Annotated in this window: 18 protein-coding genes and 1 pseudogene; 13 read left to right on the top strand and 6 right to left on the bottom strand. The window is 63.5% G+C overall.

The window, feature by feature from the left end:
- Positions 1 to 4 precede the first annotated feature (4 nt).
- The 8 genes and pseudogenes from nifV (at position 5) to nifA (ending at position 8248) form a co-directional block, all read left to right on the top strand.
- Positions 5 to 1156, top strand: a complete 1152-nt coding sequence (gene nifV, locus HGO38_RS14110; RefSeq protein WP_250956534.1) for a homocitrate synthase — start codon at positions 5 to 7, stop codon at positions 1154 to 1156.
- Positions 1157 to 1170: 14 nt separating this feature from the next.
- Positions 1171 to 1941 (top strand): annotated as a pseudogene (cysE, locus tag HGO38_RS14105) (serine O-acetyltransferase); the annotation flags it as partial.
- 12 nt (positions 1942 to 1953) lie between these two features.
- Entirely contained in the window at positions 1954 to 2337 is a 384-nt protein-coding gene (nifW, locus tag HGO38_RS14100) for a nitrogenase stabilizing/protective protein NifW (RefSeq protein WP_250956585.1), read from the top strand.
- A 273-nt stretch (positions 2338 to 2610) separates the two neighbouring features.
- Positions 2611 to 3465, top strand: coding sequence for an electron transfer flavoprotein subunit beta/FixA family protein (locus HGO38_RS14095; RefSeq protein WP_250956533.1), 855 nt, complete (start codon positions 2611 to 2613; stop codon positions 3463 to 3465).
- 16 nt (positions 3466 to 3481) lie between these two features.
- Positions 3482 to 4585 carry an electron transfer flavoprotein subunit alpha/FixB family protein gene (locus HGO38_RS14090; protein ID WP_250956532.1) on the top strand — a complete coding sequence of 368 codons (1104 nt, stop codon included), beginning with the start codon at positions 3482 to 3484 and terminating at the stop codon, positions 4583 to 4585.
- A gap of 12 nt (positions 4586 to 4597) precedes the next feature.
- A complete protein-coding gene (locus HGO38_RS14085) occupies positions 4598 to 5905 on the top strand; it encodes an FAD-dependent oxidoreductase (RefSeq protein WP_250956531.1) in 1308 nt (435 codons plus the stop codon).
- A gap of 53 nt (positions 5906 to 5958) precedes the next feature.
- Positions 5959 to 6258: a ferredoxin family protein gene (locus HGO38_RS14080; RefSeq protein ID WP_250956530.1), complete on the top strand. Its 300-nt coding sequence runs from the start codon at positions 5959 to 5961 to the stop codon at positions 6256 to 6258.
- 244 nt (positions 6259 to 6502) lie between these two features.
- Positions 6503 to 8248, top strand: coding sequence for a nif-specific transcriptional activator NifA (nifA, locus tag HGO38_RS14075; RefSeq protein WP_250956529.1), 1746 nt, complete (start codon positions 6503 to 6505; stop codon positions 8246 to 8248).
- A gap of 48 nt (positions 8249 to 8296) precedes the next feature.
- Here nifA and HGO38_RS14070 read toward each other — a convergent pair whose 3' ends face one another.
- The 6 genes from HGO38_RS14070 to nifB form a co-directional block, all read right to left on the bottom strand.
- A complete protein-coding gene (locus HGO38_RS14070) occupies positions 8297 to 9181 on the bottom strand; it encodes an SIR2 family NAD-dependent protein deacylase (RefSeq protein WP_250956528.1) in 885 nt (294 codons plus the stop codon).
- A 43-nt stretch (positions 9182 to 9224) separates the two neighbouring features.
- Complete coding sequence (gene nifT / locus HGO38_RS14065; RefSeq protein ID WP_250956527.1) at positions 9225 to 9437, bottom strand: putative nitrogen fixation protein NifT; 213 nt, start codon at positions 9435 to 9437, stop codon at positions 9225 to 9227.
- Positions 9434 to 9769, bottom strand: a complete 336-nt coding sequence (locus HGO38_RS14060; RefSeq protein WP_250956526.1) for a nitrogen fixation protein NifZ — start codon at positions 9767 to 9769, stop codon at positions 9434 to 9436. The genes nifT and HGO38_RS14060 overlap by 4 nt, the downstream gene beginning before the upstream one ends.
- 3 nt (positions 9770 to 9772) lie before the next feature.
- A complete protein-coding gene (locus tag HGO38_RS14055; protein ID WP_250956525.1) occupies positions 9773 to 10582 on the bottom strand; it encodes a 4Fe4S-binding leucine-rich repeat protein in 810 nt (269 codons plus the stop codon).
- Between the two features lie 143 nt (positions 10583 to 10725).
- Positions 10726 to 10920 (bottom strand): 4Fe-4S dicluster domain-containing protein, encoded by a 195-nt coding sequence (locus HGO38_RS14050; RefSeq protein WP_250956524.1) that lies wholly within the window; start codon positions 10918 to 10920, stop codon positions 10726 to 10728.
- A gap of 48 nt (positions 10921 to 10968) precedes the next feature.
- The gene (gene nifB, locus HGO38_RS14045; protein ID WP_250956523.1) at positions 10969 to 12450 is read right to left on the bottom strand and encodes a nitrogenase cofactor biosynthesis protein NifB; all 1482 of its coding nucleotides are present in this window, start codon (positions 12448 to 12450) and stop codon (positions 10969 to 10971) included.
- A 390-nt stretch (positions 12451 to 12840) separates the two neighbouring features.
- Here nifB and HGO38_RS14040 point away from each other — a divergent pair, with 390 nt between their 5' ends.
- From HGO38_RS14040 to HGO38_RS14020, 5 genes are read left to right on the top strand one after another with little or no spacing between them, the layout of a single operon-like run.
- Positions 12841 to 13980, top strand: a complete 1140-nt coding sequence (locus HGO38_RS14040) for an ROK family transcriptional regulator (protein WP_250956522.1) — start codon at positions 12841 to 12843, stop codon at positions 13978 to 13980.
- Complete coding sequence (locus HGO38_RS14035; RefSeq protein WP_250956521.1) at positions 13977 to 14747, top strand: ATP-binding cassette domain-containing protein; 771 nt, start codon at positions 13977 to 13979, stop codon at positions 14745 to 14747. The genes HGO38_RS14040 and HGO38_RS14035 overlap by 4 nt, the downstream gene beginning before the upstream one ends.
- Positions 14748 to 14780: 33 nt before the next feature.
- Entirely contained in the window at positions 14781 to 15821 is a 1041-nt protein-coding gene (locus tag HGO38_RS14030) for a sugar ABC transporter substrate-binding protein (RefSeq protein ID WP_250956520.1), read from the top strand.
- Positions 15822 to 15881: 60 nt separating this feature from the next.
- Entirely contained in the window at positions 15882 to 16877 is a 996-nt protein-coding gene (locus tag HGO38_RS14025) for an ABC transporter permease (protein WP_250956519.1), read from the top strand.
- On the top strand, positions 16874 to 17644 hold the full coding sequence (locus HGO38_RS14020) for an SDR family NAD(P)-dependent oxidoreductase (protein ID WP_250956518.1): 771 nt from the start codon (positions 16874 to 16876) through the stop codon (positions 17642 to 17644). Before HGO38_RS14025 ends, HGO38_RS14020 begins: the two co-directional genes overlap by 4 nt.
- Positions 17645 to 17649 lie beyond the last annotated feature (5 nt).

Below are 17649 nucleotides of genomic sequence, written 5' to 3'. Positions count from 1 at the left end.
TCAGATGACTGACACGGTTTTCCTCAACGACACGACGCTGCGCGATGGCGAGCAGGCGCCTGGCGTCGCCTTTTCCCGATCGGAAAAGCTGGGCCTTGCCGAAGCGCTGGCGGCGGCCGGCGTGGCCGAAATCGAAGCCGGGACGCCGGCCATGGGCGAGGATGAGATCGCCGCGCTCCGAGACATCGTGTCGCTCAACCTGCCATTGCGAGTGATGGCCTGGTGCCGCATGACGGATGTCGATCTGAACGCTGCCCTTCGAAGCGGGGTCGAGGCGGTCAACCTGTCCCTGCCGGCCTCAGACCTGCAGCTGTCCGCCAAGCTCGGGATCGGCCGGGCGCAGGCGCTGTCGACCATCGACACCATGGTCCGCAGGGCTGTCGGCCATGGTCTCTTCGTCGCGGTCGGCTGCGAGGATGCCTCGCGGGCCGATCCCGCCCATCTTTCCGACGTCATTGCCGTGGCCGCCGGCGCCGGCGCCAGACGCGTTCGCCTGGCCGATACGGTCGGCATCCTCGATCCCTTCTCGACTCTGGAATTGCTAAAACCCCTTGCCGCCCGGGCGCCGATCGATCTGGAATTCCACGCCCATAACGACCTCGGGCTTGCGACCGCCAATACCTTGGCGGCCTATCGATCCGGCATCCGCCATCTGTCGGTCACCGTCGGCGGGCTCGGCGAGCGGGCCGGCAATGCCGCACTGGAGGAGGTGGTGGCCGGACTGAGCCTGCTGCATGGCAGCGCCAACACCGAGATCGACATGACCGCCCTGCCCGGTCTGGCTGCCCTGGTGGCGCAGGCCTCCGGCCAGGGCATCGCGCCCGCCAAGCCGGTGACCGGCGCCAATGTCTTCACCCATGAATCCGGCATCCATGTTGCCGGTCTGCTCGCCGACCGCCAGACCTACCAGGGCCTCGATCCCTCGGTGTTCGGCCGCGACCACCGTATCCTGATCGGCAAACATTCGGGCGCTGCCGCCATTGCCCATGTGCTCGACCAGTCGGGTCGCATGGCGCCGCGCCGCGATCTGGTCGAGGCGCTGGTCGCGCCGGTGCGGCGGCTGGCCACCGAGACCAAGGCTCCGATTGCGCCGACCGACCTCATCCGCCTGTACGACCGGCTGGCGTCCCGGCTCAACGAGACCTTGAAAGGATAGCCATGTCGTTCGTCATGCTCACGACATCAGCCAAAACAGGAAAACGGGATGTCCGGCCCAGACGGAAATCCCTTCGTCGCATCATCCTGGACGATATTGCCTGCGTCATGGCCCGCGATCCGGCCGCCCGCAACCGGTTTGAGGTTCTGCTGACCTATCCTGGGGTCCATGCGATCATCTGGCACCGGCTCGCCCATCGGCTCTGGCGGCGGGGGCTGCGCTTTCCGGCCCGCTTCGTCGCCTGGCTCTCGCGTCTCGTCACCAATGTCGATATCCATCCGGGCGCGACCATTGGCGAGCGTTTCTTCATCGACCACGGCGCGGGCGTGGTGATCGGCGAGACCGCCGAAATCGGCGATGACGTCACGCTCTATCACGGCGTAACGCTCGGCGGCACATCCTGGTCGGCCGGAAAGCGCCATCCGACCCTGAAGAATGGCGTCATGGTGGGTGCCGGGGCCAAGATCCTCGGACCGATCACCGTCGGCGACGGCTGTCGCGTCGGCGCCAATTCCGTGGTCGTGGAGGATGTGCCGGCCAGCATGACGGTCATCGGCATCCCCGGACGGGTGGTCCGGCCGGCAAGCGACCGGCGACGCATCGGCCATGGCCGCATCGATCTCGACCACCACCTGATCCCGGACCCTGTCGGCGAGGCGATCTCGGCCCTGATCGACAGGATCGAGTTCCTCGAAGTGCGGCTCGCCCATCTTCAGGGTCCGCGCGGTCCAAGGCACGACAACGCAGACCAGCCATCCACGGCCACGGCCGAACCATCTCAGCAAAGGGAGACCATCATGAGTGAGTGCTCGTCCAATTCGCGTCCCATCGACGTCGATAACATTCTCGAACGGCTGCGGGGCCTGTCCTCGGCGGAAGAGTTCTTCCACCAGCTCGGCGTGCTCTACGATCCGCAGATCCTCAATGTCGCGCGCCTGCATATCCTCAAGCGTATGGGTCAGTATCTTTCGGAAGAGGATTTCGAAGGCCTGCCCGACAGGGTCATCGCGGCGCGGGCCCGCTCGACGCTGGAACGCGCCTATGCCGATTTCGAGACGGCCTCGCCCCTGTCGCAGCGGGTCTTCAAGGTGCTGAAGGACCACGATCCCGACAAGCCGGCGGAAAAGCGCGGTGCCTTCGTGTCGTTCGATGCGGCACTCAAGCCCTTCGCCGAGCAATAGAGCCTTCCCCCGCGCTCCCGATCGGGGCGCGTTCCCGACTGGGCCGGTGCGCCAGGCGCGACCGGCCCCTTTTTTGTTCCGGACGCAGGCCGATAATTCTGCAGAGGACACGACGCGACAATGTCGAGAACCCGACAAATCCAACAAGCGCATCATCACGATTTTATATAACCGTTATTTATCAATGACCTGCACGACATCGACGCGTTTGGCACGGTTTATGCTGATGATCTTGCAGAGCATATTTGAACAATCAGGCTGGAGGTCGGGAGCATGCATATCGTCGTCTGTATCAAGCAGGTGCCGGACTCGGCGCAGATCCGCGTGCACCCGGTGACCAACACCATCATGCGCCAGGGCGTGCCGACCATCATCAATCCCTATGACCTGTTCTCGCTCGAGGAGGCGCTGCGCATGCGCGACACCCATGGCGGCGAGGTGACCGTTCTGACCATGGGTCCGCCGATGGCCTCGGATTCCTTGCGCAAGGCGCTGACCTATGGTGCCGATCGCGGCGTTCTCCTGACCGATCGCTATTTCGCCGGCTCCGATACGCTGGCGACGTCGTTTGCGCTGTCGGCGGCGATCGAAAAGATCGGCGCCCTACTCGGCAAACCCGACGTGATCTTCGCCGGCAAGCAGACCATCGATGGCGATACGGCCCAGGTTGGCCCCGGCATTGCCAAGCGCCTCGGCCTGCTGCAACTCACCTATGTGGCCCGGATCGGTTCGGTCGATCCGGATGCGGCAGAGATCACCGTCGAGCGGCGCGCCGAGGGCGGAACGCAGGTGCTGAAGACCCGGTTGCCCTGCCTCATCACCATGCTGGAAGGCTCCAACGAAATCCGTCGCGGCACGATCGACGATGCGTTGCGTGCAGCACGGGCCGAGATCGTCACCTGGAATGCCGCCGATGCCGGGATCGAGGATCTGTTGAAATGCGGCCTTCGCGGTTCGCCGACCGTCGTCAAGCGCGTCTTTGCGCCGACGGCGCGCCAGGACAAGGCCGTGCTGATCGGCGAACCCGGCGACCTGCCGCGCGACCTCGCCGACAAGCTGATCGCCGATCTCTTCAGCCGCAAACCCGCAATCGAGGCGGCGCTTGCCGCCGAAAACTGCCTCGCCTGAGCAAGGAGCATCCACCATGACAGACGCCCCGAAAGCTGCCCCCGCCGCCGGCCGAGCCGGCATGAAGAAGGAACTGCCCGAGCATTTCAAATCCTACAAGCATGTGTGGGTTGCGGTCGAACTGGAGCGCGGCCAGGTGCATCCGGTCTCCTATGAACTGCTGGGCTGCGGTCGCGTGCTGGCCGACAAGCTCGGGGTGCAACTGGCCGGCGCCGTCATCGGCCCGCCGGGCGAGGCCACCTGGCATGCCGTGGCCGAAAGCTTCGCCCATGGCGCCGACATGGTCTATCTGGTCGAGGATCCGGTTCTCAGGGACTATCGCAACGAGCCCTATTCCAAGGCGCTGACCGATCTGGTCAACGCCTACCAGCCGGAGATCCTGCTTTTGGGTGCTACGACGCTCGGCCGCGACCTTGCGGGGTCGGTCGCCACGACGCTCAAGACCGGGCTCACGGCCGATTGTACCGAACTCGATGTCGACGAGGACAAGTCGCTTGCCGCCACCCGCCCGACCTTCGGCGGCTCGCTGCTGTGCACGATCTACACGCTGAACTTCCGCCCGCAGATGGCAACCGTGCGCCCCCGCGTGATGCCGATGCCGGCCCGCCAGGAACGGCCGATCGGCCGCGTCATCCAGCACACGCTGTCCATGGTCGAGGAAGATATCGTCACCAAGGTGCGGAGCTTCATTCCCGACGCCCAGTCGTCCAAGGTCAATCTGGCCTATGCCGACATCGTGGTGGCCGGCGGGCTCGGCATGGGTGCCGCGGAAAATTTCCAGCTGATCCGCAACCTCGCTGCCACGCTTGGCGCCGAATATGGCTGTTCGCGACCCGTGGTGCAGAAAGGCTGGATGTCGTCCGACCGCCAGATCGGCCAGACCGGCAAGACGATCCGGCCGAAGCTCTATATCGCTGCCGGCATTTCCGGGGCCATCCAGCACCGGGTCGGCGTCGAGGGTGCCGATCTCATCGTCGCCATCAATACCGATCCCAAGGCGCCGATCTTCGATTTCGCCCATGTGGGCATCGTCACCGATGCCGTGCGCTTTCTGCCTGCCCTCACCGAGGCCTTCGTCAGACGGCTCTCGCCCCATAACCGCGACAAGCTCGCAAGCTGAGGAGCCCTGACCATGATCGAGGAAAAATTCGACGCGATCGTCATCGGTGCCGGCATGTCCGGCAATGCAGCCGCCTATACGCTGGCGAGCCGCGGGCTGAAGGTGCTGCAGCTGGAGCGCGGCGAATATGCCGGCTCGAAGAATGTGCAAGGCGCCATCATGTATGCCGCGATGCTGGAAAAGATCATCCCGGACTTCCGCGAGGACGCGCCGCTGGAACGCCATCTGGTGGAACAGCGGTTCTGGATGATGGATGACAGCTCCCATACCGGCATGCACTACCGCTCCAACGACTTCAACGAGGAGAAGCCGAACCGCTACACGATCATCCGCGCCCAGTTCGACAAGTGGTTTTCCTCCAAGGTCAAGGAAGCCGGCGCAACGGTGCTCTGCGAGACCACCGTCACGCAACTGGCACGCGACACCACCGGCAAGGTCATCGGCGTCCACACCGACCGGCGCGGCGGGGCGATCTTTGCCGACGTCGTGGTGCTGGCCGAAGGCGTCAACGGGCTTCTGGGCACCCGGGCCGGCCTGCGCGACATGCCGAAGCCGGAAACCGTGGCGCTCGCCGTCAAGGAGATGCACTTCCTGCCCGAGGAGGTGATCTGCCAGCGCTTCGGCCTGACCGGCAACGAAGGCTGCGTCATCGAGGCGGCCGGCACGTTCTCGCAGGGCATGACAGGCTTGGCCTTCCTCTATACCAACCGCGAATCCATCTCGCTCGGTGTCGGCTGTCTGGTGTCCGACTATGCCAAGACCATGGAAAGCCCCTATGCCCTGCTGGAGGAGTTCAAGAACCATCCCTCGGTCCGGCCGCTGCTCGTCGGGTCCGAGGTCAAGGAATATGCCGCGCACCTGATCCCGGAAGGCGGCTACAAGGCCATCCCGCAGCTCTATGGCGATGGCTGGGTGGTGGTGGGCGACGCCGCGCAGTTGAACAATGCCGTGCACCGGGAAGGTTCAAACCTCGCCATGACCTCCGGCCGCATTGCCGCCGAGGCCATCTTCCAGGTCAACAGCCGCCGCGATCCGATGAGCGCTGCAAATCTCAGCCTCTACAAGACCATGCTGGATGACAGCTTCGTCGTGAAGGACCTCAAGAAGCATAAGGACATGCCGGCGCTTCTGCATACCAATTCGCAGAACTTCTTCATGACCTATCCGCAACTGATGTCGGCTGCGGCGCAGAATTTCCTGCGCGTCGACGGTACCCCGAAGATCGACAAGGAAAAGGCGACGATCGGGCAATTCGTCAAGAACCGCAGCCGTTGGGGCATGGTCTCCGACGCCGTGAAGCTGGCGCTTGCCTGGCGCTGACAAGACCTTTGATTCCGCATGCCTTTCAACACACGTCAACGAGGAACTTTGCAATGACCATTGCCATCAAGGACGTCCGCGTCGAGGACAAGCTTTTCCAGAACCGCTACCTGGTCGATGTCGGCCGGCCGCATATCACGGTGCATCCGCACGAGACGCCCAGCGCCAATCTGCTGGCGCTGACCCGCGTCTGTCCTGCCAAATGCTACGAGCAGAACGACACCGGACAGGTCGAGATCACCGCCGACGGCTGCATGGAATGCGGCACCTGCCGCGTGCTGTGCGAGGCGACCGGCGAGATCGAGTGGAACTATCCGCGTGGCGGCTTCGGCGTGCTGTTCAAGTTCGGCTGAACCAACAGACCGAGCCGCCCGATCGCCGGCAGCCCCCTGCGCTGCTGGCACCAGGCGGTCACTCCGTGGCGTCAAAAACCAGTCATGAATCGCCTGAAAACCCCGCATTTGCGGGCCCTCTGGCGGTCAAGGCGAATTGACAAATGGGACGATGGGCGTAAGCTTGCATGCAAGATCAAAAAATACGGTTTAGGGAGGTTGCCCTTGGAACAATCCAACTGAGGATAGTCCAAGAGGTATACAGATGAACCAATATGTCGAGCGAGTTGCCCCCCCGTCGGCAGGGCAGAAGCTCTCCGAAACCGCGATCAGTTCCAACCGACGCGCCAATATATCGTTGAGTGGAATCTACGAAATCTCCAAGGTGCTGGCCGAGCCGGCGCGACTGGAAATTACCCTCGCCAATGTCGTCAACATCCTGTCGTCCTTTCTGCAGATGCGCAAGGGCGCGCTGATCGTGCTTGATGAAGACGGACTGCCAGAAATCATCTCGACGGCCGGATATAGCCATCGCGCCGGCGAAGATCATTTCATGCCGGTGCCGCAGGCGGTGATCGACCAGATCGTCGCCACCGGGACGCCTCTCGTCATCCCCGACACCAGCCGGTCGCACCTGTTCGCCGATGTCGAAACCTCCGGCCCGGCCGTGTGCTTCATCGGCGTGCCGGTCAAGGTCAATCATGCCGTGCTGGGCACGCTGTCGATCGATCGCACCCGCAAGGAAGGTGGCGACTTCACCCTGGACGACGATATGCGCTTCCTGACCATGGTCGCCAATCTCGCCGGCCAGACGATCCGGCTTCACCGGATCCTGAGCGAAGACCGGCAACGGCTGATCGAGCAGCAGCGACGTCTGGAAAAGACGATCGAATACGCGGCCGAACCGCAGCCGCGCCGCATGCCCGGCAAACCCAGCCGGATCGTCGGCGAAAGCGCCTCCGTGAAGACTGTCCTCGACACGATCAACATCGTCGCCAAGACCAATTCGACGGTGCTGTTGCGCGGCGAAAGCGGCACGGGCAAGGAGCTGTTCGCCCAGACCATCCATGAGCTCTCGCCCCGCCACGACAGACCTTTCGTCAAGCTCAACTGCGCTGCCCTACCGGAATCAGTGCTTGAATCCGAGCTTTTCGGCCATGAAAAGGGTGCCTTTACCGGCGCCACGAGCCAGCGCATCGGCCGCTTCGAACTGGCCCATGGCGGCACGCTGCTGCTCGACGAGATCGGCGAGATCTCGGCATCGTTCCAGGCCAAGCTGTTGCGCGTGCTGCAGGAAGGCGAGTTCGAAAGGGTCGGCGGCAACAAGACGATCAAGGTCGATGTCCGGCTGATCTGCGCCACCAACCGCGATCTTGAGGATGCCGTGCGGCGCCACGAATTTCGCGCCGATCTCTACTACCGGATCAGCGTCGTGCCGGTCACGCTGCCGCCGCTGCGCGAACGCAAGGGCGACATCCCGCGCATTGCCGAATCCTTTCTCGAGCGCTTCAACCGCGAAAACCGGCGCAAGATGACATTCAGCAAGAACTCCCTGGACCTGATCTCCCGATGCTATTTTCCCGGCAACGTCCGTGAGCTGGAAAACTGCGTGCAGCGAACCGCGACCTTGACCCGATCCGAGGTGATCGACACCCAGGATTTCGCCTGCAGCACCGGCCAATGTCTCTCGGCCCTGTTGTGGAAGGGAAACGGCAAGGGGCCGCCCAGTGCCATCGACGCGCTGGCCAGCGGCAGGACATTGCCGGTCGGCGCTGCCGAAAGGCCTGCACCGGCGGAGCGTGACGCCTCGCCGCGTCCTGCGCGGTCCTGCGATCCCGAGGATGCCGACTGTCCCGCCCAGGCCGGCCGGTTGACGGAGCGCGACAGGCTGGTCGATGCGATGGAGCGGTCCGGCTGGGTTCAGGCCAAGGCGGCGCGGATCCTCGGACTGACGCCGCGCCAGGTCGGCTATGCGCTGCGCCGGCACGATATCCCGGTGAAGAAGTTCTGATCGCGGCGGGGTCGGGCGGAACCGGCGTGGTGCGCCAGCCCTTCCCGGCTAAAGCCTGACCAGCCTGTCGATCGCGGCGCCAAGCGGCATGTCGACCAGCGTGATGCCGTTGTCGGCGAGGAAACGTCGCTCGTTTTTCGTCAGTTCCGCTGCGATCATCACGGCGAAATGCGGCCCCTTCGACCGTTTCATGATCTGGCGCGCATAGGTGCGCAACATCTGGTCGTGGAAGCGGCAGCCGAGGAAAACGAAGCCGAGGGCGCCGCGCCGCTCTTTGACCACGTCCGGAATGGGCGTCTGGATATCGATTTCCGTCAGGACCTCGACATAGTCGGAATCGGCAACCAGGAAATTGCCGGACGGCCGCGCGCCGCCATGCGGTTCATAGAGCACCGTCGTCGCTTTGTCAGCGGCCTCCTCATCGGTTTGCGTTCCGTCCAGCCGGTAGGCCTTGCTCCAGATATCGCGAAATTCCCCTGACCGGGTGATGCCCTGGATCGACACGACATCGTCCCGGCCGCTGTCCAGCAAGGCGGCACGCATCCCGCCATCATACCAGGTATCGACGACCAGCGGCAATGGCATTCGCGCCAGCCAGTGGTGCAGGGCGCAAGGCCGCGGCTCGGCGGCAAAGATCTCCGACATCCATTTGGCAAGCGTCGATCGATGGCGGCGCTGCTCGATGAACTGCGCGACCGACCACATGTTAGTGCGGATGCGCGATGGTGCCGGTGCCCGCGCATGGAGTTCGGCGGCCACCTGTTCCGGCGAAACCGGCACGGACGATCCAGCCTCGTCGAGCGACAACAGGCCGGGCCCGAGATAGGGGACGAGACGGCCCGCCAGGAGATCAGCACCGATCCCGTCAAGGGCCGCTTCGGCCTCCGCACCATCGACGGCGAAGAGAAAGTCATTGTTCAGTATGGCGTTCATCGGCTTGATCTCCATGGTCGCGTGAAGGACTGTGGCTGCAGTGTCAGTCATCCCCGGACAGTTTGCGGGCCTCGACGGTGATGGGAAGGCGGGTGTCGGCAGGCATATCGGGCAGATCCAGCCGCCAGCCGTTCTTCAGGGTCACGACCCCGCCCCAGAGCGTCTCGTTGTCCGCCTTGACGACCGGCTCCTCCAGATCCTTTTTCGGGACATAGACGGAAAAGCCGCGATCGGACTTCCGGATCATGATCTTCATGGCATTGCACTCCCGGCATCGGCCGTTTGGGGTTGGTCAGGCGCCGGCACCGGCGGCTTCACGGGCCTGTCGAGGCTCTCGAGTTCCCGGGCGCGCATGCCGACCAGCGTGCCGCGGTCGACCCACTCGACGGAATAGATGTAGAATTGCTGGAGAAATGTCCCGATATCGCGGACATAGCCGACGTCGCCCTTGCGCACGAGATTTTCGCCGATCTCCTTGCCGGGATAGGTGCCGTCATTCTTGACGTGGCGGGTGGCCCGCACCCGCTCTCCCGGATTGAGCACCGGCGGCCGGCGGATTTCCACGTCCTGTTCGCGTCCAAGTCCCATGGCTCAGGTCTCCTTGTTGTCGATGCCAAGATTGTAGATGCCAACCTTGTCTATGCCGGCGCGTTCCCGCGCGATTTCGCGCACCGCCTCGTCCTCGTCGGTGAGGAAGAGGGCAAGATCGTCCACGGCCACCCGCTCGGCGACCGCGTAGCGCACCCGGAAATCGGGGTCGCGACTGAGAAGATGCAGCCGACCGACCTCCAGCCGCCGCGCCACCTCGATGCGCACCAGCGGCTCGGGGTCGCCGACCAGCGCCGGCAGGTGAACATGATCGATCCGGCGCGCCGCCTCGCGGCGGATATCGGGCTCGGGGTCGTCCAGGCACGAGACGAGCAGCGCCGGTGTGGCGGCCCGCGCCGCCGACAGGCGCACCTGGTAATCGGGATCCGCCAGCAACGGCAGCAGATCGTCCCCGGACAGGCGACGCGCCAGCGCGATCCTGACACGCCGGTCGGGATCGCGGCGCAGGGCCAGCACCCGCGCCACCGGCAATCGCAGCGCCGCCATGGCCCGCACATCAGGTTCCGGGTCCGACAGCAAGGGAATGAGCCGGAACGGCGAGGCATAACGGGCCGCGATGGTGCGCAGCTCGAAGAAGGGGTGCGCGAGATAGTTTTCGGCCAGATCCGGATTGATCGAGAAGAACCGGTCGATCCGCCGGGCCCGCAGATCGCGCACGCAGGCCCGGCCGAGATCGCAACGGCCGGAGATGCGGTTTTCCTCATGCGGGCAATCGCCGCACGAGACCGGATTGCCGAGCCAGTCGATCGCCGGCACGTCCTCGCCCGGCGCCATGTCTTTCCCTTCGCTCATCATCGCTGCCGCCTTGCCGGTTGAAAGACGCCCGTCCTGTGCCGACGGGCTCTCGGGCGAGATCGTATCCGGGACAGTGCCCGGCTGCCGGCAGACGGGGTCAAAGCCCGAATGCGGCAGCCGGGTTGTCCGGCCCGGATGGATCAGGCGGGGACGCAAGTCTTGGGCACCGGACAGACCGCCGCACATTGCTGGGTCTCGAAATATCCCTCGCATTCGGTGCATTTGTTCGGGTCGATCACGTAGGTCTCGCCCTTGAACTTGATTGCCCCGGTCGGGCATTCGAATTCGCAGGCCGAGCACTGCGTGCATTGCGATGCGATGATCTTGAAGGCCATTTTTCCATCTCCTTTGGCATCTTCGGTTGCGGATCACGGGCTGGGATGTCAGGCGCTTTCGGCGAGCAGCTCCATCCCGAATTCGGCGGCATAAAGCGCGCCGATCGCCGATTCGATGTAGTCGAAGCCATAGGCATCGGTCGCCCTGATGCCGGCCTCGGTCAGTTGGTCTTTCGGGCAATCGCCGATCTTGGCGCACAACACGACATCGACCCCTTCCAGCGCCTCGATCACGCCGTCGAGCGTGGCGTCCTCACCGAAGCCGCCCAGGCAGTATTGCTCGACCTTGCGATGACCGACGAAGTTGATGCCCTTGGGCGAGGCCTCATAGACCTGGAATTCACGGGCATGGCCGAAATGCTCGTTGACCCGGCCGCCGCCCTTGGTGGCGACCGCCACCAGCAGCGCGCCGCGCGCCTCGGTCTCCTTGACGGTCGCGACCGCGGCCTGTTTGGCCGCCACGTGATCGCCGCGCTCGCGGGCCACGACCTCGCGATAGGTCTCGCGCTTGGCGGGATCGTAGGAGACCTCTTGCGGGATCTGGTCGAGCGTGAATTCCTGGCCGCGATCCTCACCGAGCAGGCCGACGGCATCGGCGCGACATTGGCGGCAATGGCGCATCAGCTTGGCGCCCCCCTCCAGCTTGTCCTGCAGGACCTTGAGCTCCATCGCCTTCGGCCCCCGCTGGCCGGTCAGGCCGTAATGGGTGCCGTGCGCCGGATCGGAAATCAGCGGCATGACATTGTGCAGGAAGGCACCGCGCTCCTTGACCCACTTGTTGACCTCGATGAGATGCTCGTCGTTGACGCCGGGGATCATCACCGAATTGACCTTGGTCAGAATGCCGCGCGCGGTGAGCATCTCGAGACCCAGCATCTGCCGCTCATGCAGGATCTGCGAGGCCTCCAGACCGGTGTAGCGGCGGTTCTTGTAGAAGATCCACGGATAGATCTTCGTGCCGATCTCCGGATCGACCATGTTGATGGTGATCGTCACGTGGTCGACATTCATCTCGGCGAGTTCGTCGACATGGTCGGGCAGCATCAGGCCATTGGTCGAAATGCACAGCTTGATGTCGGGGATCTCGCGGGAAACCTCGCTAAAGGTCTCCTTGGTCTTGCGCCAGTCGTAGCAGGCGTCACCAGGTCCGGCAATGCCGAGCACGGAGAGTTGCGGAACCTCATTGGCGACCGCGATCACCTTGCGCGTGGCCTGATCCGGCGTCAGCTTTTCCGAGACGACGCCGGGACGGCTCTCGTTGGCGCAGTCATATTTGCGGTTGCAGTAGTTGCACTGGATGTTGCAGGCCGGCGCGACGGCCACATGCATGCGGGCGAAATAGTGATGCGCCTCCTCCGAATAGCACGGGTGATCCTTGATCTTCTCCCAGACGGCCGGATCCATATCGTCCGGCTTGGCCGACGAGCCACAGGACGAGGAGGAACAGCCGCCCGAGCTTGCCTTGGCGAGCATGGCTTCCATGGACGTTGCGGAGGCGAGACTTTCCAGTGAGATGAGCGGTGCGGACATCGATGGCTCCGTTGCGGCGGGTGAACGATGCAAGGAAGGAAGCAAGGCGCGTGCCACCACGATTTGTCCTTGAGATACAAAGACTTGATGTTCAGTAAAGATCCCCGTTGTCGGATTGAAGACGTCTTTGTCGGATGCACGACAAAGCCCTCGACGGGCCGAATTCGAACCGGCCCGATCCTCGACCTGGTCAGTCCGACGCTTCTCGGCACGCGGCGGGGCCGGTCGTGACGTGCACGGATCACGCACACAAAGGCACGTGCGGAATACCGTTTCGATCGTCTTCGCCAGCTACCGATGACACATGACGCGTTGCTCGATTCTTTTTTGAAAACCATTTGACTAAATAAAAAAGCGATGTCAGTCTTTGGCCATTCGGAGGCGTTTGGCATGGCACTGCGCGGCACCAATCAGGAATCGGGAAGGCCCTTCAACCGGCGGATCGTCCTGGAATCGATCCGCCTGCAGGGACCGGTGACGCGCGGCGACATCGCCAGCCGGGTCGGTCTCACCGTCCAGACCGTGTCGACGATCGTCCGGGAACTGGAGGAGCAGGGGCTGATCCTGTCGGTGCGGGAAAAGCCGAAAGGCCGTGGCATTCCGCCCTCGGCTCTGACCATCAATCCGGAAGGTGGCCATGCGGTCGGCATTCACCTGACCCCGCTCGGCATCGAGACGGCCCTGGTCAATCTGCGCGGCGATGTCGTGGAAAGCCGCCGCCGCTATGCGTCCAACCCGATGCCGGACGATGCCTTTGCCCTGATCGGCGAGATGGTGGACGAACTCAAGGCAAGCCCGCGCCGCGGCCGTTTGCTCGGCGCCGGGCTGGCTCTGCCGGGACCGTTCGACGTGGAATCCATCAGCTTCATCGGCCCGACGACGATGACCGGCTGGCAGAATGTCGACATCCGCCAGCGCCTGACCGATGCGACCGGCCTGCCGGCCTTCATGGAAAACGACATGGCGGCAGCCGCCCTGGGCGAGCAACTCTATGGTCTCGGCCAACAGATTTCGGACTATTATTACCTGTTCTTCAGCGTCGGCCTTGGCGGTGCGATGATGCATGACGGTACGGTGATGCGCGGCGCCTGGGGCAATGCCGGTGAAATCGGCCATATCCCCGCCGTGCCGGATGGCGAGCCCTGCCCCTGCGGAAACAACGGCTGCCTTGAGCGCTATCTCTCGCTGGAGGCGTTCAAGCGGCGCGGCTTGTCCGAGGTCGATTGGGTACGCGAGATCGCGCCGATCTTCCGCAATGCCATCCGCACCATTGAAAACCTCTTCGACCCCGAGACCGTGGTGCTCGGTGGCCTGGCGCCGCAGTCATTGATCGAGCAGCTCGCCACCCTGGTCAACGGGCTGAACAATTCGATATCGGCCCGCGCCAACCGCAGCCATCCGCGCGTCGTCGTCGCCAGCGATTGCCAGCATTCGGCGCTTCGCGGCGCTGCCGCACTTGCGGTGTTCGGCGTCTTGTCACCGCGCTTCGGCCAGATGTTTGAAGCTTCAGAGAAAGGGATTTCCGAATGACCGAAAAACTGCTGGTCCTTGATGATATTCGCAAGAATTTCGGCGCCATCGAAGCCCTCAAGGGCATCAGCTTTTCGATTGGCAAAGGCGAGGTCGTCGCCCTTCTCGGCGACAATGGCGCCGGCAAATCGACATTGGTAAAAATCATCTCGGGCGGCCTGCAGCCGACGTCGGGCCGCATGCTCTTCGAAGGACAGGACTATCAGGCCAAGACCCCCGCCGAGGCCAAGGCCGCCGGCATCGAGACCGTCTACCAGGACCTGTCGCTGTGCACCAATGTCGATGTGGTCGGAAATTTCTTCATGGGCCGCGAAATCACCCGCAAGGTCGCCGGCATCCCCTTTCTCGATGAACGCGCCATGGAGGAGATCACAACGAAGGCTCTGACCAGCGCCGGAACCCGCATTCCCTCCATGCGCACCAAGGTCGAACATCTGTCGGGCGGTCAGCGCCAGGCGATCGAACTCAACCGCTTTGTCCATTGGGGCGGCAAGCTGGTCCTGCTCGACGAGCCCTTCGCAGCGCTCGGCGTCGAACAGACGCGGCGCGGGCTGGACATGATCCGCCATGTCGCCGACCAGGGCATCGGAGTCGTCATCATCACCCATATCATGCAGCAGGCCTTCCAGGTCGCTGACCGCATTGTCGTCATCCGCCACGGCGTCGTCGCCGGCGATGTCGAGCGAGCCAAAACAAGCCCGGATGCAGTGATCGAGATGATCACAGGGCAAACCCTTACCGGAGCCGGACCGGTGGGCAAAGAATGAAAAGGGGTCCGGCTCAAACTGGAGAGAACGATCATGAACCGAATAATGCGAACCCTGCTGAGCGTTCTGGTGCTCGGCCTGTCCATGCTCACGACGGCCGCCGCCCAGTCCAAGGGCACGGTCTATTATCTCGTGCCGACCTTGCTGGATGAATTCCAGACCGGCTCGGTCAGTGCCTTGGAGATGTTCCTGAAGCAGACCGGCTACGAGATGAAAACGCTCAATGCCGACAACAAGACCGATGCCCAGCAATCGCAGATGAACGACGTCATCGCACTCAAACCAGCGGCGATCGTTCTGGCGGCCGTCGATTTCAATGCGCTGAAGCCTTCCATCGAAGCGGCACGGGCCGCCGGGATCCCGGTCGTCGAGTTCGACCGCCAGATCACCTCGACCCCGTCCGATTTTACCTCCGTCGCCGGCACGATCGAGATCGGCCATGTCGCTGCCGACCAGGCAGAGGCGATGCTCAAGGCCAGACATGGCGACGTCAAGGGCAAGATCCTGCAGGTTCTCGGCGATCCGGGCGATCCCTACACGCTCGATATCCAGAAGGGCTTTGAGGAAAAGATGAAGGCCTTCCCCGGCGTCACCATCGTGTCGGTGCCGGCCCTCATGTGGGAAGCCAGCAATGCCGGGACGATCGTCTCCGACCAGATGCTGGCCAATCCCGATATCGACCTGATCTTCCTGCATGCCGCCCATCTCTCGGTTGCCGCCGTCGCCTCGCTGGAGTCGGCCGGCAAGAAGCCGGGCGACGTCATGATGATGAGCTCGAACGGCGCGCCGGTCGGCCTCGACCTGATCCGCAAGGGCTGGCTCAACGCGGAAGTGGAACAGCCGCTTTACGCCCAGGCCGCCGCCGTTGCCATGTTCATGGACAAGATCGTCGGCAAGCAGGAAATCAAGGCCGGCGACTATGACGTGCTTGGCCTGAAGGGCGTCGTGACGATCGAAGCCTGGGGTCCGAATATCAAGATCCCGGGTGCTGCGATCACCAAGGAAAATGTCGACGACCCGGCCTTCTGGGGCAACATGAAGCCGCCGACCGCAGCGGTCAAATCCGTCGAGTAACGACCCTTCATCCGGGGTCGCAAGACCCCGGACTCCTCCCCTCAAATCCGGATTTGCCGCATGACGCCTCGTACGCGCAAAACACTCGAATTCGTGCTCGACAATCTCGTCTGGTTCATGCTGATCCTCGTGCTCGCGCTGTTTTCGGCGCTGATCCCGAACTATTTCCAGATCGGTATCTTCACCAACATCATCGAGGCGTCGAGCGTGCTCGGCGTCATGTCGATCGGCCTTGCTCTGGTGATCATCACGGGTCACATGGACCTCTCGGTCGAATCCGTGGCCGCTCTTTCGGCCATGGCTGTCGGCATCCTGTTCTGCTCGGCAGGCATCGGCCTGGGCATCAAGCTGTCGCCGGAATGGCTGATGATCCCCGTTTCGCTGCTGATCGCCTGTGCGATCGGCGGATTGATCGGCCTCTTCAACGGCTTCCTCGTCGTCAAGCTGAAGATGAGCGCCTTCATCATCACGCTTGCCTCCTTTATCTGGGTGCGCGGTATCGTGCTGGCGGTCTCCGGCGGACGCTCCGCCCAGGATCTCGACCCGGCCATCCGCTGGTTCGCGATCGAGCGGGTGGCTGGCATTCCGCTCTCGGCCTGGATCGCCATCGCCTGTTTCGTTGTTTTCTCGGTGCTGATGGCCAAGACGCCGTTCGGTCGGCACCTGATCATGATCGGCGGCAACGAGACCGCCGCCTACCGCGCCGGCATTCGCGTTACCCGCAACCTGATCATCGCCTTCGTGATGGCCGGCGCCATTGCCGGTCTTGCCGGCTGGCTGCTGGCCGTTCGCACGTCGGGCGCCACCGCCAATCTCGGTGTCGGACTGCTGTTCAACGCCTTTGCGGCCGTGGTAATCGGCGGCGTCAGCCTCAAGGGCGGCGTGGGCGCCCTGCCCGGCGTCTATGCCGGCGTGCTGCTGCTGTCGTCGATCAACACGGCCATCAACCTGATGGGCCTGCCGGCCAACTATACCCAGGTCATCCACGGCTTCCTGGTGCTGGCGGCCGTTCTCCTCGACACGTTCAAACAAAAGCTCCGCCAGAGGCTCGCATGACAGACAGATTGAAAGACAAGGTGGCGCTGGTCATCGGTGCGGCGCGCGGCATCGGCAAGGCGATCGCCGTCCGCTTCCAGGAGGAAGGCGCAAAACTGGTGCTGGCCGATTTCGAGGCCGAAGAGGGCAAGGCGGCGGCCGATGAACTCGGCATCGACTTCGTCCATACCGACATCTCGAAGATGGAGGACGCCGTTGCTGCCGTCGCCTTCACGCTTGAGCGTTACGGCCGGCTGGACATCATCGTGCAGAACGCCGGCATTTATCCCTGGCAATTGATCGAGAACACCGAACCGGAAGACTGGGACCGGGTGATGGCGGTCAACCTGCGCGGCTGTTTCAATGCCGCGCGCGCTGCCCTGACGCCGATGAAGAAACAGGGCTCGGGGCGCATCCTGTTCACCTCGTCGATCACCGGCCCGCATGTCACCAGTCCGGGTCATGGCCATTACGCGGCGAGCAAGGCAGGCATCAACGGTTTCATCCGCTCAGCTGCGCTGGAGTTCTCGTCCTACGGCATCAACGTCAATGGCGTCGAGCCGGGCAATATCCTGACCGAAGCAATCCAGCTGCATCGCAGCGCCGCCTTTATCAAGAACATGGAAGACGCCATCCCGCTGGCCCGCCTGGGCTCACCGCGCGACGTCGCCAATGCCTTCCTGTATCTCGCCTCGGACGACGCAAGCTATGTGACCGGCACCACCATCGTCGTCGATGGCGGGCAGCTCCTGCCCGAGGGCGCCGATTTCAGACTGTTGCCCTCCTGACCGGT

This window comes from Rhizobium sp. CG5 (assembly GCF_023701945.1).
GTDB lineage: Bacteria > Pseudomonadota > Alphaproteobacteria > Rhizobiales > Rhizobiaceae > Allorhizobium.
This window is presented reverse-complemented; position numbering and strand designations above follow the sequence as displayed.